Genomic DNA, 24,328 nt, shown 5'->3' on the forward strand with positions numbered 1-24,328 from the left:
GGTCAGTGGTCGCTGCGGGAGGCACCGGCCGGCGCGGATGCGCCCGCACCGGCCGGTGCTCCCCTCCCTCAAGGACCCGCTCCCCAACGGGTCCCGCCAGGTGTCCCCTCCCCCGAAGGGCACCCGGCCGACGGTGTCCGGCAGCCCCCTCGGCTCCCGGCCACCGCGTTTTCCGTCGAACCCGACACCCCCTGTCGTGTTCTTCCGTCCTCGGCTGCTCCACAGGACGCAGTGGGGAGACGGCCAGATACACGAATCGCCGAACTTTTTCGAAGATCGACGCACCGGCGCCGGTCGATCACAGAATGTGGTCCGCAAGCGTTTGCGCCCACCTCGCGTAGCCCGCCGGACCGGGGTGGAAGCGGTCCGAGGCGAAGGCCGCGGGGTCGAGCAGCGCGGGATCCATCGGGAGGTGGGTGACGCCGGGGACGCGGGCGAGGGCCGCCGCGGCCGCGTCGAGCGCGGTCGACCGCGCCGACAGGACGTCGCGCAGGGGCCGCGGCAGCGCCGGGAAGCGGGACATCGGCGGCACCCCGGCCAGGACGACGCGGACCGGGCCGAGCCGCCGCCGGAGCTCGACGACGAGGGCCAGGAGGTCGCGGCGGTAGGCCGGGGCGGACCGGAGTTCGATGGTGTCGTTGACGCCGAGGGCGATGACGACCAGGTCGGCCGGACGCACGAGCGGGACCAGGTCGGTACGCGTGACCCGGGCGTTGGCGCCGGTGCGGCCGACCGCCTGCCAGCGCACCGCCCGGCCGTCGCGGGCGAGTTCGCGGGCGAGGCAGCCGGTGAGCGCTTCCTCGTGGTGTGCCGCGCCGACGCCGTCCACCGTCGACTCGCCCAGGACGGCCAAGCGGAACGGCTCGCCGTCGCCGGGGACGAGCCCTTCGGTGGGTCCCGCGGCTCCCGGGAGCCGCGGGGTCGTCCGCTTGACGTACACAGCCTGCGCGATCAGCACCATGCTTCGACGCTAGCCGTGGGCGATGGAAACCTTGCGCCTGATCAGGGTGGGGTCCGCCACGGCGTCGAGCAGGTACGCGGCGACGTCGGCGCGGCGGATCGTGTAGCTGCCGCGCACGTTGCCGTCGAGGCGGCTCTTCACGACGCCGGTGCGCGGGCCGTTCAGCAGCATCGGCGGGCGGACGACGGTCCAGTCCGCGTCACTGGCCATGACCAGGTCCTCCATCGCGCGCATGTCCGCGTAACCGTGCTTGAGGACCGCGTTGAGCAGCGGTTTCACGAGCGTGCGGGTGAAGACGCCGTCGCCGTCGGCGTCCAGGCCGCTGGCGCTGACCACGAGCAGCCGCTTGGCCCCGGCCGCGAGCGCGGCGCGGGCGCCGTCGGTGCAGACGGTCGTCGGCCGGCGGTCGCGCGAGCCCAGCGCGGAGAGCACGGCGTCGCGGCCTTCGATCGCGGCGGTGAGTTTCTCCTGCTCGTGCAGCCCGGCGACGACGACCTCGGCCGGCAGGGCCAGCTTGGCGGGGTCGCGCACGACGGCCGTGACGTGCCAGCCGCGGTCCAGTGCCTGCTTGACGACTTCGCCGCCGACGCCGCCGGTCGCGCCCAGAACGGTGATCCGCATGGGTCTCCTCCTCGGTTAGTGAACACTCACCAGGTAAGGTGAGTGTTCACTAACCACGCTGAGAACGCACTCAGGAGCCACCATGGGAAGCCGTGCGGAGATCGTCGCCGCGGCCGCGAAGGTGATGCGCGAGCAGGGCTACGCGCACGCGACGACGAAGGTCATCGCGCAGACCGCGGGCTACTCGGAGGCGATGCTCTACAAGCACTTCCGCGACAAGACCGACCTGTTCCTCAGCGTGCTGGGCGAGGAGCTGCCCGCGCTGGGGGCAGCACTGGGCGAGCTGACCGCGAACCCGGGACGGGCGTCGCTGCGGGACAACCTCACCCGCGTCGCCCGGCTCGGTCTGGCGTTCTACCTCGGGGGGTTCCCGATCGCGGTCTCGGTGTTCTCCTCGCGCGAGCTGCTGCGGTCGCACCGCGAACGGCTAGGCGCGCACGGGCCGAAAGTGCTGCTCGACGGCGTCGCGAACTACCTGCGAGCCGAGGTTTCCCTGGGCCGGGTCAACGTCGCGACCGACGTCGAAGCGGCCGCGGCCCTGCTGCTCGGCGCGTGCTTCCAGCAGGCGTTCCTGGCCACGTTCGAGGAGCGCGAGCCGGCCGATCTCGCCGGCCGGCTCGCGGACACGCTGCTCGCCGCGCTCTAGGAGGCGTTCTTCTCCTCGCGCAGCTTGTGCCAGCGCTCGTACATCCCGTTGAGCTCTTCCATCATGAACGACAGGAAGTCCCGCATCTCCGCGAGCCGCTTCCCGGCCGGCGAGTCCTCGCCGAGGGCGTCGATGCCGTTCTCGGCCGCGTCGCGCCACATGGTGATCATGCGGTCGCGCTTGAGGAAGGTCGCGTACCAGAGGTCGTCGAGGAGGCGGTAGTGGTCGCGGCGCTCGCCGGGCTCGCGCTCCTTGGCCACCAGGCCGATCTGCTCGAGGAAGCGCACCGCGCCCGAGATCGCGGCCGGGCTGACCGACAGCTGCGCGGCCAGGTCGGCGGCGGTCAGGCGGCCTTCGTCGGTGGTCATCAGCGCGGCGAACACCCGCGCGGCCATGCGCTGCATGCCGATCTGCGAGAGCACCAGCGCCAGGCTCTCGACGTACCGGCGGACGGCGTCTTCATCTCGCTTCGTGTCAGGCGTCGTCATCGGCCCATCCTCCCGTACCCCGGCCCCCAAGATCACTCGCTCTATACATTTTCTTAACTTCACAACTTTGTGAAACCAGTGTAGCTTCCGAAGCATGGAAAACGCCATCGCGATCTCCGGCCTCCACAAGTCGTTCGGCCGGACGAAGGCCCTCGACGGCCTCGATCTGCAGGTACCCGCTGGGGAGGTGCACGGCTTCCTCGGCCCGAACGGCGCCGGGAAGTCGACCACCGTCCGGGTCCTGCTCGGCTTGCTCCACGCGGACTCGGGGGACGTTCGCCTGCTCGGCGGCGACCCCTGGAAGGACGCCGCGAGCCTGCACCGCCGCCTGGCCTACGTGCCCGGCGACGTCAACCTCTGGCCCAACCTCTCCGGCGGCGAGGTGATCGACCTGCTCGGCCGCCTGCGCGGCGGGCTCGACGAGAAGCGCCGCGCCGACCTGATCGAGCGGTTCGACCTCGACCCGAAGAAGAAGGGGCGGACGTACTCGAAGGGCAACCGGCAGAAGGTCGCCATCGTCGCCGCCCTCGCCTCGCGCGTCGACCTGCTGATCCTCGACGAGCCGACGTCCGGCCTCGACCCGCTGATGGAGGCGACGTTCCAGTACGCCATCCAGGAGGAGCGCGAGCAGGGCCGGACCGTGCTGCTCTCCAGTCACATCCTCGCCGAGGTCGAGGCGCTGTGCGACAAGGTCAGCATCATCCGCAACGGCCGCACGGTCGAGTCCGGGACGCTCGCCGAACTGCGCCACCTGACCCGCACGTCGATCACCGCCGAGCTGGCCGGCCCGCCGAACGGGCTGACGAAGCTGGCGAACGTCCACGACCTCAAGGTCGAGGGCAACCGCGTCCGCTTCGACGTCGAAACGCGGTCCCTCGACGACGCCCTGCGCCAGCTCACCGAAGTCGGCGTGCGCAGCCTGGTCAGCCAGCCGCCGACGCTAGAAGAGCTGTTCCTGCGGCACTACACGACCGAAGCGAGCGCGAAATGACCGCGACCCTCTCCCGCGCCGACGCCGAGGTCGCGCCCGCGCACGAATTCGCGGGCACCTGGCACCTCACCCGGCTCGCGCTGCGCCGCGACCGCGTGGTGCTGCCGATCTGGATCGTGCTGCTCAGCATCGTCCCGGCCAGCACGGTCAACACGTTCACGCAGTTCTACCCGACGGTCGCCGACCGGCTCGCGCTGCAGGCGGGCGCCAACGCCAACCCGTCGTACGCGCTGCTCTACGGGCCGCCGTTCGACCTGACCGCGGCCGGCGGGTTCATCGCCTGGCGCATGGCCGGGTTCCTGGCGCTGCTGACCGGCTTGATGGTGGTCTTCACCGTCACCCGGCACACCCGCGCCGAGGAGGACACCGGCCGCGCGGAGCTGCTCGCGTCCGCGGTCGTCGGCCGGTACGCGGCGTTGACGTCGGCGCTGCTGGTGGCCGGCGGGGCGAGTGTCCTCATCGGGCTGGTGCAGGCGGTCAGCCTGCTCGGCGCCGGGCTGCCGGCGGCGGGCTCGATCGCGTTCGGCGCGGCGGAAGCGCTGGCGGGACTGGGGTTCACGGCCGTCGCGGCGGTCGCCGTCCAGCTCGCCGAGTACTCGCGCACCGCCAACGGGATCGGCACCGCCGTGGTCGGCGCCGCCTTCCTGGTGCGCGGCGCCGGGGACTCCACTGTGGACGCCCGCTGGCTGTCGTGGCTGTCGCCGATCGGCTGGGTGCAGCAGGTCCGGGCGTTCGCCGTCGAACGCTGGTGGGTGCTCCTGCTGCCGGCGGCCTTCGCGCTCGTCGTCGGCGGGATCGGGTACTGGCTGCTCCCCCGCCGCGACGTCGGCGTCGGCATCCTGCCGCCGCGGCCGGGTCCGGCGCGGGCGGCGCCGAGCCTGCGGACGCCGTTCGCGCTCGCCTGGCGGCTGCACCGCGGCCCGCTGCTCGGCTGGCTCATCGGGGTCGCCGTGGTCGGCGCGGTGTTCGGGTCGATCGCCAGCGGCATCGGCGACCTCGTCGGGTCGAGCCCGCAGGCGCAGCAGATCTTCGAGCGGCTCGGCGGCAGCCACGCGCTGACGCAGGCGTTCCTCGCCGCGATGGCCGGGATGTTCGCCATGGTCGCGTCGCTCTACGGCGTCCAGGCGGCGTTGCGGATGCGCGGCGAGGAGACCGCGATCCGGCTCGAACCGGTGCTGGCCACCAGCGTCGGCAAGCTGCGCTGGGCGGGCGGCCACCTGGTGTTCGCCTTCTTCGGCACGGCGGCGCTGCTGCTGGTCGGCGGCCTCTTCATGGGCCTGGCCAACGGCCTGCGCACCGGCGACGTCGGCGGCTCGATCGGCGACACCCTCGCCGGGATGCTCGTCCAGCTGCCCGCGGCCTGGGTGGTGGTCGCGCTCGCGGTGGCGATCTTCGGCCTGCTGCCCGCGTACTCGGCCGCGGCGTGGGCGGTGGGCGCGCTGGCGCTGCTGCTCAGCCTGTTCGGCCCGGTGGTGAACCTGCCGCAGGCGGTGCTGGACGTCTCGCCGTTCCAGCACCCGCCGAAGCTGCCCGGCCAGGAGTTCGCCGCGACGCCGATCGTCTGGCTGCTCGGGGTCGCGGTCGTCGCGCTGGTCGCCGGGCTGGCCGGCTGGCGACGCCGGGACGTCGGTTAACGAGCACGCAGTTCGCCGCCGGCGCCCACCAGGAGCTGGGCTTGCGGCCCCGCCTTCCCGCAGGCGGGGCCGTTCGGCTCGCTGAACGACGGCGTCACTTCGACGCCGTGGGGCCTGCCGTCGTCGAACCGGACGGTGACCCGGACCGGCTCGGCGGGCAGGCCCGGGACGTCGGCGAAGCCCTGGAGGCCGCCGGTGGGGACCATCGACGTGCCGCACGAGGCGTCCGGCCCGGTGCCGGTGCAGGAGGCAGGACCGGCCGCCGTCGCGGGGAAGAGGGCGACCTGGCGGGTGACGCACCGGCCGCCCCAGCAGGCGTCGAGCGTCGCGCGGGTGAGGCCGGCCGGGTCGGGCACCGACAGGCCGATGCCGACCGGGGTGCCGATCGCGGTGCAGGCGGCCTCCGGCTCCGCCCCGCACCCGGCGGCGGCGAGCAGGGCCACGGCGAGCCACGGAATCCTTCGCATGACGGCCAGACGGGACCCGCCGCCGGTCGGTTGCACGCCTCAGTCACGCCAGCTGCTGGTCAACGGCAGGGCCGGCGAGGTCGACGTCGGGCTGACCGAGGTCGATGTCGAGGTCACGGTGACCTCCACCCGGCTCGTCGTGGTGGTCGGCGGCGGGGTGTCCACCGAGGTGACGGTGGACGGCGGCGCCGACGCGGTCACCGTGACCGGCACGGCGGGCACGGTGCTGGTCGGCGGTGTCGTGACTTCGACGGGCCGGGGAGCCGAGCGGCCGGCGATGAGCAGCGCGGCGACGAGCAGCCCGGAGGCGAATCCCGCCAGCCCGGTGACCGCGGCGGAACCCCAGGTAGGTCGGCCACTCATCCGGGCACCCCCTCGCCACGCGCAGCGCAGGTACGAGGACTAACTCGTTTCGATCTTACGTCCCGTTACCCGATGTGCCACGTTGGAACGATGGGGGTGTTGGGGAACCGCGACTTCCGGCGGCTGTGGCTCGCCGACCTCGCGAGCCAGTTCGGCAGCCGGATCGACGTGCTGGCGGTGCCGCTGCTGGCCGTCTCCACGCTGGGCGCGTCGGTCTTCGAGGTCTCCCTGCTGCGCACCGCCGAGACGCTGCCGTACCTGGTGCTCGGCCTGCAGGTCGGCGCCTGGTGCGACCGGATCCGCCCGCGCCCGCTGCTGATCGCCGCCGACGCCGGCCGCGCCGCGCTGATCGCGACGGTCCCGGTCGCCGCCCTCTTCGGCGTGCTGGGCCTGCCCCAGCTCCTGCTGGTCGTCCTGGGGGTCGGGATCCTGGGCGTGTTCTTCGACATCGGGCACCAGACGTACGTCCCCCGGCTGGTGCCGCGCGAACAGCTGCCGGAGGCGAACGCGCGGCTCCAGACGAACCTGTCGATGGCGGCGGTGGCGGGCCCCGGCCTGGCCGGGCTGATCGTCCAGGCGCTCGGGGCGCCGACCGCGCTCGCCGCCGACGCCGTCAGCTACGTGTGGTCGGCGCTGTGGCTGCGGCGCGTCGAAACCCCGGACGTGCGTCCCGATCCCCGGCCCCGGCGGCTGCTGCGCGAGATCGGCGAAGGGCTGCGGGTGGTGCGCGGCAACCGGATCCTGCTCGCGATCAGCGCGCACGGGGCGGTGTCGAGCCTCTTCCAGTCGGCCCACCTGGCGGTCGTGATCGTCTTCCTGTCCCGGGACATCGGGCTTTCGGCGTGGGCGATCGGGCTGCTCGGCACCGCGTCGCTGACCGGCGCCCTCACCGCCGGCCTCACCGCGCGGCGGCTCGGCGCGCGGATCGGCCAGGCGCGGGCCCTCTGGCGTGCCGGGGTGCTGTTCGGCCTGGCCTACCAGCTCTACCCGTTCACCGGGCGCGGCTGGGCGCTCGCCTGCTACATCGCCGCCGGGTTCTTCGCGACTTACGGCGTCATCGTGCTGAACGTCTTCGGGATGAGCTTCCAGCAGCTGGTCGCGCCGCCGGAGCTGCTGGGCCGGGTCAACTCGGTCACCCACACGCTGATCCTCGGCGTCGTCCCGCTGGGCAGCCTGCTCGGCGGGGCGCTCGCGACCGCGTTCGGAACGCGGGCGACGCTGCAGATCGCGGCCGCCGGGGTGCTCGCTTCGGCGGCGATCCTGGTGTGCTCGCCGCTGCGGAAGCTGCGCGACCTGAACGACGTCTCAGCGGGACCGCCCTAGTTTCGGGGCATGGACGAGAGCGCGCGGGCGCACCGGCTCTGCGAGGCGGCCCACTCGGCGTGGAAGGCCGGCGACCCGGCGCGGGCGCGGCGGCTGCTGGACGTCATGACCCGGACGGTCCGCGAGCCCGTCGCGCGGCCGCTGACCGGGCGGCTGCGCGGGCTGATCGAGCTGTACAGCGGGCACCTCGCCGCCGCGCAGGACCACCTGACGCGGCTCGCGGAGCAGGTCGAGCCCGGGCGTGCCGCGCGGCTGCTGTTCCTGGCGATCGACGCCGCGCACCACCGCGACCGGTGGGAGGACGTCGTCGTGCTGGCGGGGCGGATCGCCGAGCTGGACTGCGAACCCGGCTACCACGTCCTGGCCGGGCTGCTCGCCGGCGGCGAGGTGCCGGACCCGTGGCGGCTCCTCGACGCGGTGCCGGCGTCGCTCACCGAACGGCACGCCCACCGCTGGCTCGTCCCGATGGCGATCGGCCGCCGCGGGCCGCACCGGCAGGCGACCAGGGAGTTCGGGCTTGTCGCCGCGGAACGGCTGCGGGCCAACGGGATCCTCGCGCTGTACGCAGTCCTGCTGACGTGGCTGGCCGAGGTGGAGCTGGACCTGGGCCGCTGGACGGACGCGCGGGCGCACGCCGAGGAAGCACTGCGGACCGCCGCCGAGCAGCGCGTGACGTCGGTGGACGCGCACGCGGTACTGGCCCGGCTCGCCGCCCTGCGCGGCGACGCGGAGGCGTGCCGGGCGCACGCGAAGCTCGTGCTGGGCGAAGCGCCGGCCCAGGACAACGCGCTGGCCGCGGCGCAGGCCCGGTGGGCGCTGGGCGCACTGCACCTCTCCCGCGGCGAGTACGAACCGGCCGTGGAACGCCTCACGTCGCCGGGGCACCGGGACGTCGCCGCCGCGGCCGCGCTCGACCTCGCCGAAGCGGCGTCCGGCGGGCTCGCCCCCGTCCCACCCGACGACCGGCCCTTCGAGCGGGCGCGCGGCAGCCTCCGGCGTGGTCAGTCGCTGCGGCGCGAGCGCCGGATCACCGAAGCGAAGGTGGCGCTGCGGACGGCGTTGGAGCTGTTCGAAAGCCTTGGCGCGGCCGAGTGGGCGGCGATGGCCCGCCGTGAGCTGCGGGCGGCGGGGGCGGCCGCGCCCACGGCCGGGCCGTTGACCGCCCAGGAGCGCCAGGTGGCGGAGCTGGCCGCGGCGGGGTTTGTCCAACCGGGAGATCGGCGCGCGGCTGTTCCTCAGCCCGCGCACCGTCGGCTACCACCTGTACAAGGTGTTCCCGAAGCTCGGCATCGCCAGCCGGGCGCAGCTACGCGACATCGCCCTGAGCGGCTGACGCCCGCAGCCCGTCGACGACGACGCGGACGAGGTGCGCGCTGCCCGGCGTGTACCGCTCGACGGCGAGGCAGCCGACGATGAGCGCGCGCAGGTCGTCCCCATCGATGTCCCGCCGGACGGCGCCGGCCGCCTGCGCCCGCTCGAGGAGCCGCGCGAAGCCCGCGCGGAAGTCGTCGCCCGCGCCGGCCTTGAAGGCGTGCCCGCTCGATTCGGCGAGGGCGTCGCAAATCGCCCGGTTGAGGGACGCCTGGTGGATGACGCGGACGAAGTAGTCGAAGAAGACCTCCCCGGGCTCCTCCGCTTCGGCGAGGTCACGGGCTTCGTCGGCGAACTGCTGGATGCGCTCGAGGACGACGGCCTGGAACAGCGCTTCCTTGCTGGGGAAGTGCCGGTAGACGGTGCCGGCGCCGACGCCGGCCAGCCGCGCGATGTCGTCGAGCGGAACGGCCAGCCCGTCGACGGCGAACGCCTCTTCCGCGGCGGCCAGGACCTTGGCCCGGTTGCGGCGGGCGTCCGCGCGCATCTTCTCCATCAAGCTTCTCCTCGTTGACAACCGGAGTGGTTGCTCCGTATCGTCGTAAGCGGGTGCACCGTTCCGATTCAACGCCCAGTCTTCCAGGAGAATTCCAATGGCTCGCACCGTGCCTGAAATCGCCCGGCTGGTCCGGTTTGGTATGTCCGCTCTCGACACCGAGCCGTTCGCGGACCTCTTCGCCGCCAGCATCCGAACGCACACGCTCGACGTGCGGGAAGCGGCGTGGTCACGGTGACCGACGGCGAGGTCACGACGCACCGCGACAACCCGAACACCGCCCTCGGCACGCGCGAGGTCTTCGACCGCTTCCTCGCCGCCTCGGTCGAGAACCGGTGGGACGACCTCGCCGACCTCTACGCCGAAGACGTCACGCTGGAAATGCCCTTCACCCTCCCCGGCGTGCCCCGCGTGTCGAAGGGCCGCGAAGAACTCCGGCGCCGCTTCCGCGCGGCCGGCGAATTCCGGCGGGTCACCGGCGCCGCCAACGTCGTGGTCCACGAGACCACGGACCCGCGGAAGCTCGTGGCGGAGTTCGACCTGCACCAGGAGGTGCGCGGCGAGGCCTTCGCCGTCTCCTACGTCATGGTGCTGACCGTCGAAGACGGCCGGATCACGCACAGCCGCGACTACACCGACACCGCCGCGGCCGCGGCCGCGGAACGGCTCAAGGCGTGGTCGCCTGCTGGGACGCCGGCGGGGTGAACAGCCGCTCGACCGTGCTGACCGACCAGTCCCACACCCCGGGCACCAGCAGCACGCCGAGCACCACGAACACCGGGAAGACCAGGCGCTTCTCGACCTTCTTGCCGGTCTTGAAGCGCAGCGCCTTCGGCGGCCCCAGCTCGTACCAGGTCTCGCCCGCTATCGGGATCGGGAAGAGGAACGGGCAGCCGGACTCGGTGAGCGCGTCGCCGAGGCAGTGGGTCAGGCAGCCCGCCGCGACCGCGATGCCGAGCCAGCCCGAGATCGAGGCCAGCTCGCCCGCGCGGTCCGGCGGGGCGGTGAAGAACCACCACGCCACCGCGGCGCCGCTCACCGGGAGCAGCCAGTCGCCCAGCGCGCCTTCGGCCAGCATCAGCCCGAAGACCACCACGCCGACGACCGCCCACGGGCCGCCGGCGGCCGTGCCCCACGACGTCAGGGCGCCCAGGCCGGCCGCGAAGAGGACCGTGTGCGAGAGGTGCCGGTGCTGGCCGGTGACCTTCTCGTCGCGCGGGCCCTTGGTCAGCGCGTAGAAGGCCGCCGAGACCCGCCTCAGCAGCCACGACAGGGCGCCGGTCAGCCAGCCCAGCAGGCGGGACGCGCTCGCGCCGGGGTGGTCGAGGTCGGGCAGCAGCGCGAAACCCGCCGTGGTGGCCGCGAAGACCACCGCCTGGTGCACCGACCCCACCCCGACCGCGGGTGCCAGTGCCAAGCCCGCGCACCAGCCGGTCAGGGCGTGCGTCCGCCCCATCATTTCGTGCCGCCCCCAAGGTCCACGCGCGAAAATCGCTCCGCGGAACCGTAGCGGGCGGTCAGGCTTGGGGGTCCTCCGACACGCTCAGGTGTTCGGCCACGCCGGTGAGCTCGATCACACGGCTCACCGCGGGGCTCGGGACGACCTCGAGCTCGACGTCCTGCTCGCCGGCCTGGCGTTGTGCGCGGAGCACCACGTTCAGCGCGGAGGAATCGAAGAAGGTCACCCCGGTCAGATCGGCAACGACCCGCTGCGCGCGCTTGTCCGCGATCAGCCCCGCCAGGGCCTCCTGCAGCTGCGGGCTGGTGAGCAGATCGAGCTCGCCGGTGACCACCACCCGGGGCTCCGTCGCGTCGGTGTCCAGCGTGATGCCGAACCCGGGCGGGGTGGCGTTCTGGTCGGCTGCGGGCATGCAGTTTCTCCTCGTCAGGCGCTGCTCCTGCGCCGGGTACGCGCCTGCTGTCTCAAGCGGCAACCGTGTCACCGTGCCTTCCACAGCCCGGGGCAGAACCCCGCGCCGGGCACGGTCAAGGCAACTCCGGGGCCAACCCTAACCCAGCAAGCGGCCGAGCCCGCCACGGCCGCCGCCCTTTCGCGCGAGCTGTTCACGTGCGTCTGAATCGTGCCTGGTCAGTGCGCGCTCACGGTCTTCCGCGCGGCCCGCCGCTGGCGGAGGAACAGCTGCCGCCGTTCGATCTCGCCGAGGCCGCCCCAGATGCCGTACGGCTCCTGCACCGTCATCGCGTGCCGGCGGCACTGCGCCAGCACCGGGCAGGTCTGGCAGATGGCCTTGGCCCGCGACTCGCGCCGCTCGCGCGCGGAACCCCGCTCGTTGTCGGTGTGGAAGAACAGGCTGCTGTCCGCACCGCGGCACGAGCCGTGCAGCTGCCATTCCCACTCTTCAGCAACCACGTTGGGCAGCCGGCTCACGTCAGCCATGTCGTCCCCGCCTTTCCCAGGATCAGCATGTCGACGGCTACATGCCCGCCGGTGGAGCGGATCAAACCCGGGTTTGGTTTGCTCACCCCACGGGCATCTCGCTGACCGGGCGTGAAGAGGACACCGCCGACCCCCGCAGCGCGAGCCGGAGAAAGGAACAAACGTGGAGGACAACGCCCCGCTCGTCCCGGAAGGCGCGCAGGTCATCGAGGTGCGGACGGCCGCGATCCCGCACGTCGTGCCCACGCTGCGGACCATCGTGGCCGACATCGCGATGCGCCAGGACTTCGACCTCGACGCCGTCGAGGACCTCCGGATGGCGGTGGACGAAGCCTGCTCGCTGCTGCTCCCCGCCAGCGCCGACGGGAAGCTCACGTGCGTCTTCTCGTGGAACGGGCCGCGCATCGAGGTCTCGGTATCGGTCTTTTCGGACAGCCCGGACCACGAGGACGACACCGGGCTCTCGTGGCAGCTGCTGACCGCGCTCGCCACGACGGCCGAGCGCACCATCACGCCGGAGAACGGCCGCTACCTGTCCCGGGTCGACCTGGTCCGGGAAAGCCAGGTGGCGGACTCGTGAGCGGTCCCGCCGAGAGCGGCGGCGGCGAACCGGACGTCGAGGCGCTGTTCGCCCAGCTCGCCGCGCTGCCGGCGGACTCGCCGGAACGCGACCGCGTCCGCGACACCCTCGTGCGGGTGCACCTGGAGCTCGCGCGCAACCTCGCCCGGAAGTTCCGCAACCGCGACGAGGCGATGGAGGACCTGGTCCAGATCGCCACCGTCGGGCTCATCCACGCCGTCGACCGGTTCGACCCCGACCAGGGGACGGACTTCCTGGCGTTCGCGGTGCCCACGATCTCCGGGGAGCTGCGCCACCACTTCCGGGACAACAGCTGGTCGGTGCGGGTGCCGCGGCGGCTCAAGGAGCTGAACGCGAACATCTCGGCCGCGCGCGAAGAGCTCACCGTGCAGCTCTCCCGCGCGCCCAAGCCGAGTGAGATCGCGGCCCGCCTCGGCGTGCCCGTCGAAGACGTCTACGAGGGGCTTCGCGCCGGTCAGGGCCGCTACGGCGCTTCGCTGGACCACCTGCTGGAGAACGCCGCGCACACCCGGTTCGGGGCGCCGGACGCCGAGCTGGGCCAGGCCGAGCTGCGGGAGGCGCTGCGCCCGATGCTGGAGAGCCTGCCGGACCGGGAGCGCAAGATCGTCGCACTGCGGTTCGGCTCCGGGATGAGCCAATCGGACATCGCGCGCCGCGTCGGGGTGTCCCAGATGCAGGTGTCGCGGTTGCTGGCTGCGACGCTGAAGAAACTGCGTTCGGGCCTGGACGAATCCGAGCTGGCCGAAGGCACCTGATTAGCCGCTGACCCGCTTGGGTACTTCGCGGGCGGTACCGAACTCACTGGGAGGGGGACCGGATGACGACGTCGAAGCTGCCGCAGCACACCGCCGCGGCCGCCGCCCCGCTCAAGGTGCTCCTCCCGGCCGACGTCACCGCCCCCGCGCTGGCCCGCCACGAGGTCCGGACGGCGCTGCTCGGCTTCGGCGTGCCCGAGCGCGCGCTGGACGACGTCCTGCTGGCCACGTCGGAACTGGTCACGAACGCCTTCGAGCACGGCGAGCGGCCGCAGCGGCTGGAGCTGGAGTACGCCGAGGGAACCCTCACCTTGCGCGTCTACGACATCGGCGCCCTGCTGCCCGAGCTGCGGGAGCCGATCCCGGCACAGGCGCGCAGCCGCGGGCTGGTGCTGGTCCAGGCGCTGTCGGTGGACTGGGGCTTCGAACGCTGCCCGGGCGGCAAGTACGTCTGGGCGGTCTTCCGCCTCCCGGACGCCTGATCAGCGCAGCTCGCGCGCGGCTTCGGTCTCCCCGATCCGCTCCCGGAACGGCTTCCGGTCGAGCGCTTCGACGATCGCGTCCAGCAGCGCGCGCAGCGAGTACGGCAGCTCGGCTTCCAGCGCTTCCGCCGCCTCGGTCGTCGCCGCCCACTCCGCTTCGATCAGCGGCAGCAGGTCACGCGCCTTCGCGGTGAGCGACACGATCCGCTGCCGGGCGTCGGCACCCGGTTCGAGCGCGACGAGCCCGGCCCGGTTCATCTGCGCGACGGTCTGGCTGGCCGCCGAGTGCGTCACGCGCATCTCCGCCGCGAGGTCGCGGATGGCCAGCGGGCCGCGCGCCAGAAGCGCCCGCACCACCGGCGAGTACCGCGGGCGGTAGTCGTCGAGGCCGATGTCGGCGAGGAACCGTGCGACGTCGCCCTCGAGGATTTCGAGGACGTGCCGCATCCGGGTCCCGAGCCCGTCCGGACCCGAAGTCATGGCCATGACGGCCGATCATAGGCGGGGGCGTGTGCTTGGATCGCGGTATGGAGAACCGGAAGATCGCCCGGCTGGGCCGCGAGGTGTCCGTCGTCGGGCTCGGCTGCTGGCAGCTCGGCGCCGACTGGGGCGAGGTCGACGAGAACGACGCGCTGGGCGTGCTGCACGCGGCCGCCGACAACGGTGTCACCTTCTTCGACACCGCCGACGTCTACGGCGACGGCCGCAGCGAACGGCTGGTCGGCCGGTTCCTCGCCGACCGCGGTGACGTCTTCGTGGCGACCAAGATGGGCCGCCGGGCCGAGCAGGTGCCGGAGAACTACGTCGCCGCGAACTTCCGCGAGTGGAACGACCGGTCGCGCCGCAACCTCGGCGTCGACACGCTCGACCTGGTCCAGCTGCACTGCCCGCCGACGCCGGTGTACTCCTCCGACGCGGTGTACGACGCCCTCGACGCGATGGTCGAGGAGGGCCGGATCAAGGCGTACGGCGTGAGCGTCGAGACGTGCGAGGAGGCCTTGACGGCGTTGGCGCGGCCGCACGTGGCTTCCGTCCAGATCATCCTGAACTGCCTGCGCCTCAAGCCCCTGGAGCGCGTGCTGCCGGTGGCGGCGGAGGCGGGCGCGGGGATCATCGCGCGGGTGCCGCTGGCGTCGGGCCTGCTGTCCGGCCGGTACACCGCTGACACGACGTTCGCCGAGAACGACCACCGGAACTTCAACCGCCACGGCGAGGCGTTCGACGTCGGCGAGACGTTCTCCGGCGTGCCGTACGAGGCCGGGCTGGCGGCCGTCGAGCGGCTGCGCGGGCTGGTGCCGGAGGGCCAGGCGCTGGCGCAGTTCGCGCTGCGCTGGATCATCGACCAGCCGGGCGTGAGCACGGTCATCCCGGGCGCCCGCAACGCCGCGCAGGCCACGGCGAACACCGCTGCGGCGGCGCTGCCCGCGTTGTCCCCCGAGGCGCTGGCGGGCGTCCGCGAAACGTACGACGAGCTGATCCGGCCGCTGGTGCACGATCGCTGGTGAGCCCGGCATGATGGGCCGATGATGACGCCCGAAGAGCTCCTGACCACCACCAGGACCGTGCGCAAGCGGCTCGACCTGGACCGTCCCGTGCCGCTCGACCTGGTGAAGCACTGCGTGCAGGTGGCGTTGCAGGCGCCGAGCGGCTCGAACACGCAGCGGTGGCAGTGGCTCGTGGTCACCGACGCCGGGCAGCGCGCCGCGCTCGGGCGGATCTACAGCCGCGCGTGCCACGAGTACCTGGCGTCGCCGAACGCGGCGGGCAAGCAGTTCGCGGACGACCCGGCGCGGGCCCCGGTGCAGCAGCGGGTCGGCGACAGCGTCGCGTACCTGGCCGACCGGATGGGTGACGTCCCGGTGCTCGTGGTGCCGTGCCTGGAGACGGCGTCCGCGGAACTGCCGGCCGGCAACCAGGCGGGCCTGTGGGCGTCGCTGCTGCCTGCGGTGTGGAGCTACATGCTGGCGGCCCGTTCGGTCACGCTCGGCACGGCGTGGACGACGCTGCACCTGAAGTACGAGCAGGAAGCGGCCGAGGTGCTGGGGCTGCCGAAGAACGTGCACCAGGCGGCCCTGATCCCGACGGCGTTCTACACCGGCGACACGTTCAAGCCCGCGGCGCGGCAGCCGCTGGAAGAGGTGCTGCACCTCGACCGCTGGTGACCGCCCGTGAAGGCCTCCTTGCCGGGGCATAGGGGGACGTCGGCAAGGAGGCCTTCACCGCCTTTCGGCGGGCGGGAGGCTCAACCGGTGTAGGCCTTGAAGATGTTCGTGAACTCGTACAGCGACTGGGAAATCCCCGAGCAGGTCGCCACCGCGCCGCCGCCGGGGCAGCCGCCGTTGTCGCGGCCCGCCGACCAGAAGCCGATGCTCGCCACGTGGTTGGCCTGCGCGTAGGACAGCAGCTGCCGCGCCGCCGCCTGGTCGGTGATCGAGCCCGTGTCGTTGCGGCCGATCATCGGGGTCAGGCCGAGCAGGCCCTTGAGCTCCGCGTCGGACTTCGCCGGCCAGATCGTCTTCATTTGACCCAGCGTCGCGTTGGCCGCCGAGATCAGCGCGTCGCCCCACGAGCCGCTGTAGCCGAAGTCCATCAGCATCGGGTTGACCACGACGTTCAGCCCGCGCGACGCCGCGTCCTGCAGGATCTGCACCGAGAACGGGTCCATCCCGTAGTCCTGGCCCTGGATCCGCATCGTGTAGCTGATGTGCGTGCCGCGCTGCTGCTGGAGCCGCAGCAGGGCCTGGTTGACCATGGCGGTCGGGATCGACGCCTCCACGTCGACGTCCAGGCTGTTGCTGCCCACGGCGTCGAGCGTCTTCACGTACGCGTTGTACAGCGCGTCCACCGAGCCGCACACGTTCTCCAGGTACGGGCCGAGCGCGCCACCGGAGGCGACCGTCACGCCGCCACCCAAACCGCGCAACGCGTTGACGTCGTTGATGATCCGTGAATCCAGGAGCGGGACCGTGCCGCCCCACTGCGGGTCGCAGCCGAGGCTGCTGCCGAGCGCGAAGGCGAGCGTGAAGTTCTTCTGCCCGGTCGCGTTCGCCACCGAAACCAGCGACGGCGTCGCCATCGTGATGTCGATGTACGGCGAAACGCGCGCGCTGCCCCCGGTCGGCGGCGTGGTGGTGGTGGTCGTCGTCGACGGGGTGGTGGGCGTGGTCGTCGGCACTGTCGTACCGGCACACGGCTGGCCGTTCAGCTTGCAGTTCGCGGGCAACCCGCTGCCGCTGACCAGGAATCCGAAGCTCGTCGACGCCCCGGCCGCGACGCTGCCGTTGTACTCGCGGTTGGCGAACGAGTGATGCGCGCCGCTCGGGGTGTCGAGCGCGTCCCAATAGGACCCGAGCGTGGACCCGGCCGGCAGGTCGAACTCCAGCTTCCAGCTCGTCAGCGCCGACGTGCCCGCGCTGATCGTGTACTTCGCCTGGTAGCCGGAGCCCCAGTTCGAGTCGGCCGAGAACGCCGCCGACGGCGCGGTGGCCGCGGTGGCGGGTGAGACGACGAGGACCGTCGCCACCGAGAGGATCGTCGCGGCGAGTGCGAGCTTGGCTTTCACGGTCCCTCCTCAGTGGACGGTCAGGGTGAGCCGTTGGATGCCCCAGGCGTCGGCCTGGGCGCCGGGCAGCCAGACGTCGACGATGTCGTCCTTTATCCAGCTGCCGATGTCCGCCGCGTAGCACTCGCCGTAGCCGGGGACCGAAAACCGGGTGCCCCACGGGATGATCCGGGCGTCGACGGCGCAGAAGCCCGGCCCGGCGGTGTAGCCGAGCGCGGTCTGGGCGACGTCGTTGTAGGACGTGACGCGGTAGTTCAGCGTCGTGCCGGCGGGGATGCGGTAGGGCGCGAGCCGGTTGCCGGTGTCGAGGCGGTAGGCCGTCGAGATCTGGCCGAGCGAGCCGGGCGAGTTGTCCTCCGCCGTCATCGCGTAGAGCTGGTAGTTCGCGTCCTGGCACGGGCTCGCGTCGGTGACGGTGAGCGTCGGCTGGCCCCAGTCGCTGATCCACTGCAGGGCCTGGCCGTTGCGGAACGCGCGGTACGCCTTCGCGCCGGAGACGCGGGCGAAGGTGAACGTGACCCGGCCGTCGGCGCCGAGCCCGCCGCTGACGGAACCGGGCGCGGGCAGCCGGTTCGTCACGTCGACGGCGCCGACGAGCGTGCCGGGCCCGTGCCCGCCGGTGACCGGGCGGTCCGGGATGGGACCGGGGTAGAAGTGCTGGCAGGTGGGCAAAACCGCGGCCGAAGCGGGCGCGGCGGGAGCGAGCAGACCGCCGGCGGCCAAGGCCGCCAGCGCGAGGACCCGGACGGAGCGCATGACGGGGAAACCTCCATGGTGGGGACCGGGGTGGAGGTGACGCGAGCGGGTTCACCGCTGGAAAACGACGTTAAGTGGCCTGGACCACACAGTCAATAGGTCTAGACCTTTAAGTTTTGCGGTACCCGAACGGCTCAGCGGCCGCTCCGGTCGGCGACCGCCGCCGAGCGAGCCGCCGGGGCTCAGCCGAGGTAGCTCACCAGGCGGTCGGCCAGCTCGGCCGGGTGGCTGAGGGTGACGCAGTGGGGGCCGTCGATCTCGTCCGGCGTCACGCCCAGCCGTTCGCGGGCCACGCGGCGCTGGAAGTCCGGCGGGAAGAACCGGTCGTCGCGGCAGAGCAGCACCCGCGTCGGGACGTCCGGGTGGGCGGCCAGCGGCCACGGCTCGTCCCACTCCTTGCTGACCTGCTCGCGGCCGTGCGCCTGGCACTGCTCGGCCAGCTCGGCCGGGACGCCGTTGAAGAACTGCTCGGCCTCCGACAGCCCGGACGGCGCGGCGAAGCCGGTGTTGCCCCACCACTGCCCCGGCGGCTCGGCCGGCGCCGGGATCATCCCGGCCAGGTAGACGAGCAGCCGCGCCCGCACCTTCGAGGCGACCAGCGGCGCCGTGAACCCGCCGTACGAATGCCCGACGACGGCGACGTCCGACGCATCGCCCAACGCCGCCAGCACGGTGTCGACGAACGAAGAAAGCCCGGCCGCCGGATCGGTAATCGGCAGGTCCGGCGCCACGAAGTCGTGGCCGCGGGCAACCAGCTCGGGGCCGAGCAGGTGGAAGTCCCAGCCGCTGCCACCACCACCGTGGATCAGCGCGAAAGTCGTCATGGCGGGCAGCTCAGCAGCGGCGCAGCATGTCCGTCAAGGCGGTCTTCTCCCCCTGCGTGATCGTCAGGCCGTAGTAGTGCTTCACCACGATCCAGTCGGTCGCGTAGGTGCACCAGAACGACACCAGCGGCGGCTTCCACTGGTCCGGCGCCTTGTCGCTCTTCTGCTGGTTGACGTTGTCGGTGACGGCGAACAGCTGCGGCCGCGTCAGGTCGTTGGCGAACTGCTCGCGCTTCTCGGCCGTCCACGTCTTCGCGCCGCTGGCCCACGCCTGGCCGAGCGGGACCATGTGGTCGATGTCGAGGTCGGTCGGCTTCGTCCACGTCTCGCCGTCGTAGATGCTGGTCCACGTCCCGGACGTCGCCTTGCAGTCCTTGTCGGTCTGGACGTCCTTGCCGTCGCGCTTGAGGACGACCTCGCGGGTGTCGCAGCCGCCGCCCTGGCTGTCCCAGTGCTTGAACTTCTCGCGCGAGTAGCCGTCCATGGACGTCCGCGCGGCGATCTCCAGCTCGTCGAGCTGCTTCTGCGCGTCGGCGGCGCTCACCGGCACCGGGCCCGCGGTGGACGGCGGGGTCGCGCCCGCCCCTCTGCTCGTCACCCAGTACCCGAAGAGCGCGACCGCGAGGAGCGCGACTACCAGCAGGATCCGTTGCGTCACGCTGAGCCGAAAGCTGCGGGCCGCCAAGATTTTCTCCTCTCACCTGCGCGGGGGCGCGGCGTAGTCTCACCCGTGCCGGCCGGGGACAACCGCGCCGACACGACGACCTGGCGCGAATGTGACCTCGCCCACCCACGGCGGTGTCACACCGGGCCCAGGAACTGCGACTACCGGAGCAGGACCCATCCGGAGGGAGCAGCCGATGCCCGGTCGGCTCAAGAAGTTCGACGAGTTCTTCCAGCGCAAAGCCGCGGAAGGCGGCAACGTCGTCGCCATGGCCAGGATGGGTTCGGCCATGCGCGAACGCGGGGAGCTGGCCGAAGCCGAGAGCTGGTTCCGCAAGGCCGCCATGGGCGGCGACCGCGTCTCGATGACGTCGCTGGCCCACCTGCTGGCCGAGCGCGGCGCCCAGGAAGAAGCCGAGCGCTGGTACCACGAAGCTGCCCTGGCCGGTGAGCCGCACGGGATGCTGAACCTCGCCCGCGCGTACGAGCGGCAGGGCAAGCGCGACGAGGCCCAGCACTGGTACGGCGAGGCGGCTCGCACCGGTGACCTGCCCTCGATCGCCGCGCTCGGGCACCTGCTCCGCGAGCAGGGCCGGGGCGAGGAGGCCGAGTCGTGGCTGCGGCAGGCCGCCGAGGCCGGCACCACCAGCGCGATGATCGACCTGGGCATCGTGCTGCGCGACCGCGGCCAGGCCGCCGAAGCCGCCCGCTGGTGGCGCTCGGCCGCGCAGGCCGGTGACCTCGCCGCCACGTGCCAGCTCGGCAGGCAGGCCGAACGGCTCGGCAGGCCGGGTGACGCCGAATCGTGGTACCGCCAGGGCGCGACCGGCGGCAACAGCGAGGCGATCGTCCGGCTGGGGCTGCTCCTGCACCGCCGCGGCGACCTCGAGGAGGCGGAGAGCTGGTACCTCGACGCCGCCGAGCGCGGCGACCCGGCGGCGATGACGAACCTCGGCGTGCTGGCCCGCAACCGCGGCGACGAGGGCGAAGCCGCCGCCTGGTACCGCAAGGCCGCCGAGCACGGCAGCGTCCCGGCGCTCACCAACCTCGGCCACCTCGCCGAGCACCGCGAGGACTTCGCGGAGGCCGAGGAGTGGTTCCGCCGCGCCGCCCGGACCGGCGACGTCCAGGGCATGCTGAGCCTCGCGCGGATGCTGCGTTCGCGCGGCGCCGCCCACGAGGCCGAGCAGTGGCTGGCCCGCGCCGAGACCGTGCAGGACGACCGCGAGCACCACGTCTGACTATTGTGTGAGCCAATTCACAGTTCTAGCCTGGACGGATGAGGCCACGAGTCCTGGTCGCGAGCATCGGCAACATCTTCTTGCGTGATGACGGCTTCGGCGTCGAAGTGCTGAAGGAACTGGACCGGGCGGGCCTGCCACCGTGGGTGCAGATCGCGGACTACGACATCGCGACGGTCCACCTGGCCTACGACCTGACCGGCGGCTACGACACGACGATCCTGCTGGACGCCACCCCGCACGGCCGGCCACCGGGCACGCTCTCGCTCGCCGAGGGCATCGACACCCACGCCCTCCGCGGCGACGCGATCTTCCAGCTGCTCCGGCTGCTGGGCGGCGACGCGGGCCGCGTCCTGGTGCTGGGCTGCGAACCGGCGTGCGTCGACGGCGGGATCGGCCTGTCCCCCGAGGTCGAGGCCGCGGTCCCGGCCGCGGTGCGCGCGGTCACCGAGCTGGCGTGGGGCGCGACCCCGGAGCTGCCGGCGCGGGTGCGCACCGAGGTCTGATCACGGCCCGGCCCACTCCGCCAGGTCCGGCAGGTCCGGCGGCTGCCGGAGCGCGTCCAGGACGACGTTCACCCCGGCCCGCAACGGCGTCCCGCGTCGGACCACCGCCGTGATCGTGCGCGTCACCGGGGTCGACAGCTCGCGCGTCGCCACCCGGTAGCGGCGGTCGACCGCCAGGCCCGGCAGGAGCGCGATCGACAGGCCGGCCTCGACGTGCTGCAGCGTCATCAGGTAGTTGCTGAAGCGGCACACCACGCGCGGCTCGAAACCCGACTCGCGGCACAGGCGCAGCGTCAGGTTCGCCATGTACGACTGCGGCACGTCCAGCGCCCACGGCGCGTCCGCGTAGGCCGACAGGACCGCCGGGCCGCGCGGGGCGTCCGGCGGGGTGACCAGCACGATCGGGTCCGTCGCCAGCGGGACGATGTCGAGGTCCGGGCCGAGCGGCTGCTCGACGAAGTCGGTCGTGGTGATGATGACGTCGGCGTGGCCGCCGCGCAGGGCCGGGATGCTCTCGTGCGGCTCCAGCTCCAGCAGCTGGACCTCGAGGTGCGGGTGCGCCAGCCGGGTCACCGCCGGGACGGCGAGGGTGTGGATCGCGCTCTGGAACGCGCCGAGCCGGACCAGGCCGGCCGGCTCGCCGCCGAGGCTGCGCAGCTCGGCCTCGACGGTGTCCATGTGGTCGAGGATCGCCCGCGCGCGGCGGGCCAGCACCAGCCCGGCCGGGGTCAGCCGGACCCGGCGGCCGGTGCGTTCCAGCAGCTGGGTGCGGGTTTCCGCCTCGAGCACCGCGAGCTGCTGCGACACGCTGGACGCGCTCAGGTTGGCGTCCTGCGCCACCGCGCGGACCGTGCCCAGGGTGTCGAGCTTGCTCAGCAGCGACAGCCGCCACGGGTTCAGCATGCCGCCATTCTTGTGCGGCGAAACCGAACAACAAAGCCGGAATCGTGAGATGGACGTGGCGCTCGGCGCGGACTTACCGTCGCAGCCATGGCCGCATCCTTCTGGGACGACGCCGACCGGCACCTCGTGCGGTACGGCGGCGCGTTCACCCGCGAAATCATCGACCGCGCCGAGGGCAGCTTCGTCTTCACCGAAGACGGCCGCCGCGTCCTCGACTTCACCTCCGGCCAGATGAGCGCGATCCTCGGGCACTCGCACCCGGAGATCGTCGAGACCGTCCGGCGGCAGGCCGCGAAGCTGGACCACCTGTTCAGCGGCATGCTGAGCCGCCCGGTCGTCGACCTCGCGCGGCGCCTGGCCGGCACGCTGCCGGACCCGCTGGAGAAGGCGCTGCTGCTGACCACCGGCGCCGAGTCGAACGAGGCCGCCGTCCGGATGGCCAAGCTCGTCACCGGCAAGCACGAGATCGTCTCGTTCGCCCGCTCGTGGCACGGCATGACCCAGGCCGCGGCGAGCGCGACGTACAGCGCGGGCCGGAAGGGGTACGGGCCGGCCGCGCCCGGCAACTTCGCCATCCCGGTCCCCAACACCTACCGCCCGGACTTCACCGACGCGTCCGGCGGGCTGGATTGGCGGCGCCAGCTGGACTTCGGGTTCGAGCTGATCGACGCGCAGTCGGTCGGCAGCCTGGCCGCGTTCCTCGCCGAGCCGATCCTGAGCTCCGGCGGCGTCATCGAGCCGCCACCCGGCTACTTCGCCGCGCTGGCCGAGAAGTGCCGGGAACGCGGCATGCTGCTGATCCTCGACGAAGCCCAGACCGGCCTCTGCCGCACCGGCACCTGGTACGCGTTCGAGCGCGACGGCGTCGTCCCCGACATCCTGACGCTGTCCAAGACGCTCGGCGCGGGCCTGCCGCTGGCCGCGGTGCTGACGAGCGCGGCGATCGAGCAGGAGGCGCACGACCGCGGCTTCCTGTTCTTCACCACGCACGTCTCGGACCCGCTCCCGGCGGCGGTCGGCAACACGGTCCTCGACGTGCTGGAGCGCGACCGCCTCGACGCGCGGGCGCTGTCCCTGGGCGCGCTGCTTCGCCGCGGCCTCGAGGAACTCGCTTCCCGGCACGAGGTGGTCGGCGACATCCGCGGCCGCGGCCTGCTGGCCGGGCTGGAACTGGTGGTGGACCGCGAAACCAAGCGCAGCTCGGACGAGCTGGGCGCCCGCGTCACCCGGCGGTGCCTCGAACTCGGGCTGCACATGAACATCGTGCAGCTGCCGGGGATGGGCGGGGTGTTCCGGATCGCGCCGCCGCTGACGGCGTCCGACGAGGAGATCGGGCTCGGCCTGGAGATCCTCGACCAGGCGATCGGCGACGTCGTCAAAACGCTCTGACCGGGGAATCCGCGGGCCCGGCGCGACGTTCAAACAGGAAACTGTGTCGCGAAGGAGCTACGCCATGGCTCTCGGCTTCCGCAGTCACCCGCTCACCGTCGACCTGCCGGTCGTCGCGCTCACGCTCGCGGCGATCGCGCACTGGATCCGCGGCGCACCCGAGGACGCGCTGATCTTCCTCGCGGTCACCTTGGCGCTCCTGGTGACCGAGCGCCCCCGCGCGGACACCGCGGTCCTCGGGGATCCGTTCCGCGTGCCGGGGTTCGCCGTCGTCGCGGCCGGGCTGCTGGTGCTGGCGTTCGGCCGCGACAGCCTCCCGGTGGCGGTCGCCATCTCGGCGATCGGCCTGGTGGCGCTGTTCGCGGAGTGGCGCGACCCGTCGCTGCCCGCCGACCGCCCGGTCCCGCGCCGGGCGTGGCTGTGGTCGGCGGTGGCGCTTTCGTGGTGCGGCTGGGAGCTGCTGTCGTTCGTCTACGAGCAGGCGGCGGGCGGGCTGTCGGAGACCCACCCGACGATGAGCGACCTCGTCGACCCGCTGCTGACCAGCCGCTGGGTCCAGGCACTGGCGATCACCGGCTGGCTCGCGGCCGGTCTCGCGATGCTCCGCGCGGCGGCGCTGGCGAGGCGGTCGTGAGCACCCGGATCGTCACCGAGCTGGGCTTCGGGCTGATCGTCCTGGCCGCGATCGGCCTGGGCGTGGCCAGCCACGTGGCCCCGAAGCGGGTCCCGAAGCTGACGAGCGTCCTGGCCGTGGTGATGCGGCGCCGGAGCGCGCGGATCGCGTTCGTGCTGGCCTGGTGGTGGGTCGGCTGGCACTTCTTCGTGGGGCGGTGAAAAGGCCTCCTTGCCGGCCCGGGGAGCTGGCAAGGAGGCCTCGTTCACGACGA

The 24,328-nt window shown here is 72.6% G+C and carries 32 protein-coding genes; 17 read left to right on the forward strand and 15 right to left on the reverse strand.

Features of this window, described 5'->3' with window-relative positions; genetic code table 11:
• Window positions 1–298 precede the first annotated feature (298 nt).
• Together EIY87_RS01745 and EIY87_RS01750 are read right to left on the reverse strand one after the other, a co-directional pair.
• Window positions 299–961, reverse strand: coding sequence for an SGNH/GDSL hydrolase family protein (locus EIY87_RS01745; protein WP_125305870.1), 663 nt, complete (start codon window positions 959–961; stop codon window positions 299–301).
• Between the two features lie 9 nt (window positions 962–970).
• On the reverse strand, window positions 971–1,582 hold the full coding sequence (locus EIY87_RS01750; RefSeq protein ID WP_125305871.1) for an NAD(P)-dependent oxidoreductase: 612 nt from the start codon (window positions 1,580–1,582) through the stop codon (window positions 971–973).
• An 82-nt stretch (window positions 1,583–1,664) separates the two neighbouring features.
• Here EIY87_RS01750 and EIY87_RS01755 point away from each other — a divergent pair, with 82 nt between their 5' ends.
• A complete protein-coding gene (locus EIY87_RS01755) occupies window positions 1,665–2,228 on the forward strand; it encodes a TetR/AcrR family transcriptional regulator (RefSeq protein WP_125305872.1) in 564 nt (187 codons plus the stop codon).
• On the opposite strand, the gene EIY87_RS01760 is transcribed toward EIY87_RS01755, so the two are convergent.
• Window positions 2,225–2,716, reverse strand: a complete 492-nt coding sequence (locus EIY87_RS01760) for a GbsR/MarR family transcriptional regulator (protein ID WP_125305873.1) — start codon at window positions 2,714–2,716, stop codon at window positions 2,225–2,227. The genes EIY87_RS01755 and EIY87_RS01760 overlap by 4 nt on opposite strands.
• 94 nt (window positions 2,717–2,810) lie before the next feature.
• On the opposite strand from EIY87_RS01760, the gene EIY87_RS01765 reads away from it, so the two are divergent.
• Both EIY87_RS01765 and EIY87_RS01770 read left to right on the forward strand, forming a co-directional pair.
• Window positions 2,811–3,707: an ABC transporter ATP-binding protein gene (locus EIY87_RS01765; protein WP_125305874.1), complete on the forward strand. Its 897-nt coding sequence runs from the start codon at window positions 2,811–2,813 to the stop codon at window positions 3,705–3,707.
• Window positions 3,704–5,341 carry an ABC transporter permease gene (locus EIY87_RS01770; protein ID WP_125305875.1) on the forward strand — a complete coding sequence of 546 codons (1,638 nt, stop codon included), beginning with the start codon at window positions 3,704–3,706 and terminating at the stop codon, window positions 5,339–5,341. The genes EIY87_RS01765 and EIY87_RS01770 overlap by 4 nt, the downstream gene beginning before the upstream one ends.
• Here EIY87_RS01770 and EIY87_RS01775 read toward each other — a convergent pair.
• The gene (locus EIY87_RS01775) at window positions 5,338–5,808 is read right to left on the reverse strand and encodes a hypothetical protein (protein WP_191983911.1); all 471 of its coding nucleotides are present in this window, start codon (window positions 5,806–5,808) and stop codon (window positions 5,338–5,340) included. The two genes, EIY87_RS01770 and EIY87_RS01775, sit on opposite strands and share 4 nt — an antisense overlap.
• Window positions 5,809–5,847: 39 nt before the next feature.
• The gene (locus tag EIY87_RS47530; RefSeq protein ID WP_158641273.1) at window positions 5,848–6,171 is read right to left on the reverse strand and encodes a hypothetical protein; all 324 of its coding nucleotides are present in this window, start codon (window positions 6,169–6,171) and stop codon (window positions 5,848–5,850) included.
• A 90-nt stretch (window positions 6,172–6,261) separates the two neighbouring features.
• Here EIY87_RS47530 and EIY87_RS01785 point away from each other — a divergent pair, with 90 nt between their 5' ends.
• Window positions 6,262–7,494, forward strand: coding sequence for an MFS transporter (locus tag EIY87_RS01785; protein ID WP_125305877.1), 1,233 nt, complete (start codon window positions 6,262–6,264; stop codon window positions 7,492–7,494).
• Between the two features lie 1,201 nt (window positions 7,495–8,695).
• On the forward strand, window positions 8,696–8,827 hold the full coding sequence (locus EIY87_RS48225; protein ID WP_225439646.1) for a helix-turn-helix domain-containing protein: 132 nt from the start codon (window positions 8,696–8,698) through the stop codon (window positions 8,825–8,827).
• Here the strand turns inward: EIY87_RS48225 and EIY87_RS01795 are convergent.
• The gene (locus EIY87_RS01795) at window positions 8,801–9,361 is read right to left on the reverse strand and encodes a TetR/AcrR family transcriptional regulator (RefSeq protein ID WP_125305878.1); all 561 of its coding nucleotides are present in this window, start codon (window positions 9,359–9,361) and stop codon (window positions 8,801–8,803) included. The two genes, EIY87_RS48225 and EIY87_RS01795, sit on opposite strands and share 27 nt — an antisense overlap.
• Before the next feature lie 97 nt (window positions 9,362–9,458).
• Here EIY87_RS01795 and EIY87_RS47535 point away from each other — a divergent pair, with 97 nt between their 5' ends.
• Entirely contained in the window at window positions 9,459–9,599 is a 141-nt protein-coding gene (locus EIY87_RS47535; RefSeq protein ID WP_158641274.1) for a hypothetical protein, read from the forward strand.
• On the forward strand, window positions 9,587–10,066 hold the full coding sequence (locus EIY87_RS01800; protein WP_125305879.1) for a nuclear transport factor 2 family protein: 480 nt from the start codon (window positions 9,587–9,589) through the stop codon (window positions 10,064–10,066). The genes EIY87_RS47535 and EIY87_RS01800 overlap by 13 nt, the downstream gene beginning before the upstream one ends.
• On the opposite strand, the gene EIY87_RS01805 is transcribed toward EIY87_RS01800, so the two are convergent.
• The 3 genes from EIY87_RS01805 to EIY87_RS01815 form a co-directional block, all read right to left on the reverse strand.
• Window positions 10,029–10,817, reverse strand: a complete 789-nt coding sequence (locus EIY87_RS01805; RefSeq protein ID WP_125306006.1) for a metal-dependent hydrolase — start codon at window positions 10,815–10,817, stop codon at window positions 10,029–10,031. The two genes, EIY87_RS01800 and EIY87_RS01805, sit on opposite strands and share 38 nt — an antisense overlap.
• 61 nt (window positions 10,818–10,878) lie before the next feature.
• Window positions 10,879–11,232, reverse strand: coding sequence for an STAS domain-containing protein (locus tag EIY87_RS01810; RefSeq protein ID WP_086862300.1), 354 nt, complete (start codon window positions 11,230–11,232; stop codon window positions 10,879–10,881).
• Window positions 11,233–11,450: 218 nt separating this feature from the next.
• Window positions 11,451–11,759 (reverse strand): WhiB family transcriptional regulator, encoded by a 309-nt coding sequence (locus EIY87_RS01815; protein ID WP_125305880.1) that lies wholly within the window; start codon window positions 11,757–11,759, stop codon window positions 11,451–11,453.
• A 163-nt stretch (window positions 11,760–11,922) separates the two neighbouring features.
• Here EIY87_RS01815 and EIY87_RS01820 point away from each other — a divergent pair, with 163 nt between their 5' ends.
• The 3 genes from EIY87_RS01820 to EIY87_RS01830 all read left to right on the forward strand — a co-directional run bounded on the left by EIY87_RS01820 (window position 11,923) and on the right by EIY87_RS01830 (window position 13,597).
• On the forward strand, window positions 11,923–12,339 hold the full coding sequence (locus EIY87_RS01820) for an ATP-binding protein (RefSeq protein WP_125305881.1): 417 nt from the start codon (window positions 11,923–11,925) through the stop codon (window positions 12,337–12,339).
• Window positions 12,336–13,115, forward strand: a complete 780-nt coding sequence (locus EIY87_RS01825; protein WP_125305882.1) for a SigB/SigF/SigG family RNA polymerase sigma factor — start codon at window positions 12,336–12,338, stop codon at window positions 13,113–13,115. The genes EIY87_RS01820 and EIY87_RS01825 overlap by 4 nt, the downstream gene beginning before the upstream one ends.
• 62 nt (window positions 13,116–13,177) lie before the next feature.
• Window positions 13,178–13,597, forward strand: a complete 420-nt coding sequence (locus EIY87_RS01830) for an ATP-binding protein (RefSeq protein ID WP_125305883.1) — start codon at window positions 13,178–13,180, stop codon at window positions 13,595–13,597.
• Here EIY87_RS01830 and EIY87_RS01835 read toward each other — a convergent pair whose 3' ends face one another.
• Complete coding sequence (locus tag EIY87_RS01835; protein ID WP_404800010.1) at window positions 13,598–14,077, reverse strand: MarR family winged helix-turn-helix transcriptional regulator; 480 nt, start codon at window positions 14,075–14,077, stop codon at window positions 13,598–13,600.
• 47 nt (window positions 14,078–14,124) lie between these two features.
• On the opposite strand from EIY87_RS01835, the gene EIY87_RS01840 reads away from it, so the two are divergent.
• Window positions 14,125–15,102 carry an aldo/keto reductase gene (locus tag EIY87_RS01840; RefSeq protein WP_125305885.1) on the forward strand — a complete coding sequence of 326 codons (978 nt, stop codon included), beginning with the start codon at window positions 14,125–14,127 and terminating at the stop codon, window positions 15,100–15,102.
• Window positions 15,103–15,120: 18 nt separating this feature from the next.
• Window positions 15,121–15,759: a nitroreductase family protein gene (locus EIY87_RS01845; protein WP_125305886.1), complete on the forward strand. Its 639-nt coding sequence runs from the start codon at window positions 15,121–15,123 to the stop codon at window positions 15,757–15,759.
• Between the two features lie 80 nt (window positions 15,760–15,839).
• Here the strand turns inward: EIY87_RS01845 and EIY87_RS01850 are convergent, their stop codons facing one another.
• The 4 genes from EIY87_RS01850 to EIY87_RS01865 form a co-directional block, all read right to left on the reverse strand.
• Window positions 15,840–17,159: a cellulose binding domain-containing protein gene (locus EIY87_RS01850; protein WP_191983912.1), complete on the reverse strand. Its 1,320-nt coding sequence runs from the start codon at window positions 17,157–17,159 to the stop codon at window positions 15,840–15,842.
• Window positions 17,160–17,168: 9 nt separating this feature from the next.
• A complete protein-coding gene (locus EIY87_RS01855; protein ID WP_125305887.1) occupies window positions 17,169–17,915 on the reverse strand; it encodes a 3D domain-containing protein in 747 nt (248 codons plus the stop codon).
• Between the two features lie 182 nt (window positions 17,916–18,097).
• Entirely contained in the window at window positions 18,098–18,739 is a 642-nt protein-coding gene (locus EIY87_RS01860; RefSeq protein WP_125305888.1) for an alpha/beta fold hydrolase, read from the reverse strand.
• Between the two features lie 10 nt (window positions 18,740–18,749).
• Complete coding sequence (locus EIY87_RS01865) at window positions 18,750–19,424, reverse strand: HNH endonuclease family protein (protein WP_125305889.1); 675 nt, start codon at window positions 19,422–19,424, stop codon at window positions 18,750–18,752.
• A 175-nt stretch (window positions 19,425–19,599) separates the two neighbouring features.
• Between EIY87_RS01865 and EIY87_RS01870 the strand changes: the two genes are divergently transcribed.
• Window positions 19,600–20,643, forward strand: a complete 1,044-nt coding sequence (locus EIY87_RS01870; protein WP_125305890.1) for a tetratricopeptide repeat protein — start codon at window positions 19,600–19,602, stop codon at window positions 20,641–20,643.
• 38 nt (window positions 20,644–20,681) lie between these two features.
• Window positions 20,682–21,149, forward strand: coding sequence for a hydrogenase maturation protease (locus EIY87_RS01875; protein WP_125305891.1), 468 nt, complete (start codon window positions 20,682–20,684; stop codon window positions 21,147–21,149).
• Here the strand turns inward: EIY87_RS01875 and EIY87_RS01880 are convergent, their stop codons facing one another.
• Window positions 21,150–22,052, reverse strand: coding sequence for a LysR family transcriptional regulator (locus tag EIY87_RS01880; RefSeq protein WP_125305892.1), 903 nt, complete (start codon window positions 22,050–22,052; stop codon window positions 21,150–21,152).
• An 87-nt stretch (window positions 22,053–22,139) separates the two neighbouring features.
• Between EIY87_RS01880 and EIY87_RS01885 the strand changes: the two genes are divergently transcribed.
• The 3 genes from EIY87_RS01885 to EIY87_RS01895 all read left to right on the forward strand — a co-directional run bounded on the left by EIY87_RS01885 (window position 22,140) and on the right by EIY87_RS01895 (window position 24,275).
• Complete coding sequence (locus EIY87_RS01885; RefSeq protein ID WP_125305893.1) at window positions 22,140–23,441, forward strand: aspartate aminotransferase family protein; 1,302 nt, start codon at window positions 22,140–22,142, stop codon at window positions 23,439–23,441.
• Between the two features lie 64 nt (window positions 23,442–23,505).
• On the forward strand, window positions 23,506–24,075 hold the full coding sequence (locus EIY87_RS01890; RefSeq protein ID WP_125305894.1) for a hypothetical protein: 570 nt from the start codon (window positions 23,506–23,508) through the stop codon (window positions 24,073–24,075).
• The gene (locus EIY87_RS01895; protein ID WP_125305895.1) at window positions 24,072–24,275 is read left to right on the forward strand and encodes a DUF6186 family protein; all 204 of its coding nucleotides are present in this window, start codon (window positions 24,072–24,074) and stop codon (window positions 24,273–24,275) included. Before EIY87_RS01890 ends, EIY87_RS01895 begins: the two co-directional genes overlap by 4 nt.
• Window positions 24,276–24,328 lie beyond the last annotated feature (53 nt).

This window comes from Amycolatopsis eburnea (genome assembly GCF_003937945.1).
Taxonomy (GTDB): Bacteria; Actinomycetota; Actinomycetes; order Mycobacteriales; family Pseudonocardiaceae; genus Amycolatopsis; species Amycolatopsis eburnea.

What these genes read in the sequence shown, in the direction of transcription:
- EIY87_RS01745 (WP_125305870.1), bottom strand. Translation starts at nt 961, where the DNA reads ATGGTGCTGATCGCGCAGGCTGTGTACGTCAAGCGGACGACCCCGCGG.
- EIY87_RS01750 (WP_125305871.1), bottom strand. Translation starts at nt 1,582, where the DNA reads ATGCGGATCACCGTTCTGGGCGCGACCGGCGGCGTCGGCGGCGAAGTC.
- EIY87_RS01755 (WP_125305872.1), top strand. Translation starts at nt 1,665, where the DNA reads ATGGGAAGCCGTGCGGAGATCGTCGCCGCGGCCGCGAAGGTGATGCGC.
- EIY87_RS01760 (WP_125305873.1), bottom strand. Translation starts at nt 2,716, where the DNA reads ATGACGACGCCTGACACGAAGCGAGATGAAGACGCCGTCCGCCGGTAC.
- EIY87_RS01765 (WP_125305874.1), top strand. Translation starts at nt 2,811, where the DNA reads ATGGAAAACGCCATCGCGATCTCCGGCCTCCACAAGTCGTTCGGCCGG.
- EIY87_RS01770 (WP_125305875.1), top strand. Translation starts at nt 3,704, where the DNA reads ATGACCGCGACCCTCTCCCGCGCCGACGCCGAGGTCGCGCCCGCGCAC.
- EIY87_RS01775 (WP_191983911.1), bottom strand. Translation starts at nt 5,808, where the DNA reads ATGCGAAGGATTCCGTGGCTCGCCGTGGCCCTGCTCGCCGCCGCCGGG.
- EIY87_RS47530 (WP_158641273.1), bottom strand. Translation starts at nt 6,171, where the DNA reads ATGAGTGGCCGACCTACCTGGGGTTCCGCCGCGGTCACCGGGCTGGCG.
- EIY87_RS01785 (WP_125305877.1), top strand. Translation starts at nt 6,262, where the DNA reads ATGGGGGTGTTGGGGAACCGCGACTTCCGGCGGCTGTGGCTCGCCGAC.
- EIY87_RS01795 (WP_125305878.1), bottom strand. Translation starts at nt 9,361, where the DNA reads ATGGAGAAGATGCGCGCGGACGCCCGCCGCAACCGGGCCAAGGTCCTG.
- EIY87_RS47535 (WP_158641274.1), top strand. Translation starts at nt 9,459, where the DNA reads ATGGCTCGCACCGTGCCTGAAATCGCCCGGCTGGTCCGGTTTGGTATG.
- EIY87_RS01805 (WP_125306006.1), bottom strand. Translation starts at nt 10,817, where the DNA reads ATGGGGCGGACGCACGCCCTGACCGGCTGGTGCGCGGGCTTGGCACTG.
- EIY87_RS01810 (WP_086862300.1), bottom strand. Translation starts at nt 11,232, where the DNA reads ATGCCCGCAGCCGACCAGAACGCCACCCCGCCCGGGTTCGGCATCACG.
- EIY87_RS01815 (WP_125305880.1), bottom strand. Translation starts at nt 11,759, where the DNA reads ATGGCTGACGTGAGCCGGCTGCCCAACGTGGTTGCTGAAGAGTGGGAA.
- EIY87_RS01830 (WP_125305883.1), top strand. Translation starts at nt 13,178, where the DNA reads ATGACGACGTCGAAGCTGCCGCAGCACACCGCCGCGGCCGCCGCCCCG.
- EIY87_RS01835 (WP_404800010.1), bottom strand. Translation starts at nt 14,077, where the DNA reads ATGACTTCGGGTCCGGACGGGCTCGGGACCCGGATGCGGCACGTCCTC.
- EIY87_RS01840 (WP_125305885.1), top strand. Translation starts at nt 14,125, where the DNA reads ATGGAGAACCGGAAGATCGCCCGGCTGGGCCGCGAGGTGTCCGTCGTC.
- EIY87_RS01845 (WP_125305886.1), top strand. Translation starts at nt 15,121, where the DNA reads ATGATGACGCCCGAAGAGCTCCTGACCACCACCAGGACCGTGCGCAAG.
- EIY87_RS01855 (WP_125305887.1), bottom strand. Translation starts at nt 17,915, where the DNA reads ATGCGCTCCGTCCGGGTCCTCGCGCTGGCGGCCTTGGCCGCCGGCGGT.
- EIY87_RS01860 (WP_125305888.1), bottom strand. Translation starts at nt 18,739, where the DNA reads ATGACGACTTTCGCGCTGATCCACGGTGGTGGTGGCAGCGGCTGGGAC.
- EIY87_RS01870 (WP_125305890.1), top strand. Translation starts at nt 19,600, where the DNA reads ATGCCCGGTCGGCTCAAGAAGTTCGACGAGTTCTTCCAGCGCAAAGCC.
- EIY87_RS01875 (WP_125305891.1), top strand. Translation starts at nt 20,682, where the DNA reads ATGAGGCCACGAGTCCTGGTCGCGAGCATCGGCAACATCTTCTTGCGT.
- EIY87_RS01880 (WP_125305892.1), bottom strand. Translation starts at nt 22,052, where the DNA reads ATGCTGAACCCGTGGCGGCTGTCGCTGCTGAGCAAGCTCGACACCCTG.
- EIY87_RS01885 (WP_125305893.1), top strand. Translation starts at nt 22,140, where the DNA reads ATGGCCGCATCCTTCTGGGACGACGCCGACCGGCACCTCGTGCGGTAC.
- EIY87_RS01890 (WP_125305894.1), top strand. Translation starts at nt 23,506, where the DNA reads ATGGCTCTCGGCTTCCGCAGTCACCCGCTCACCGTCGACCTGCCGGTC.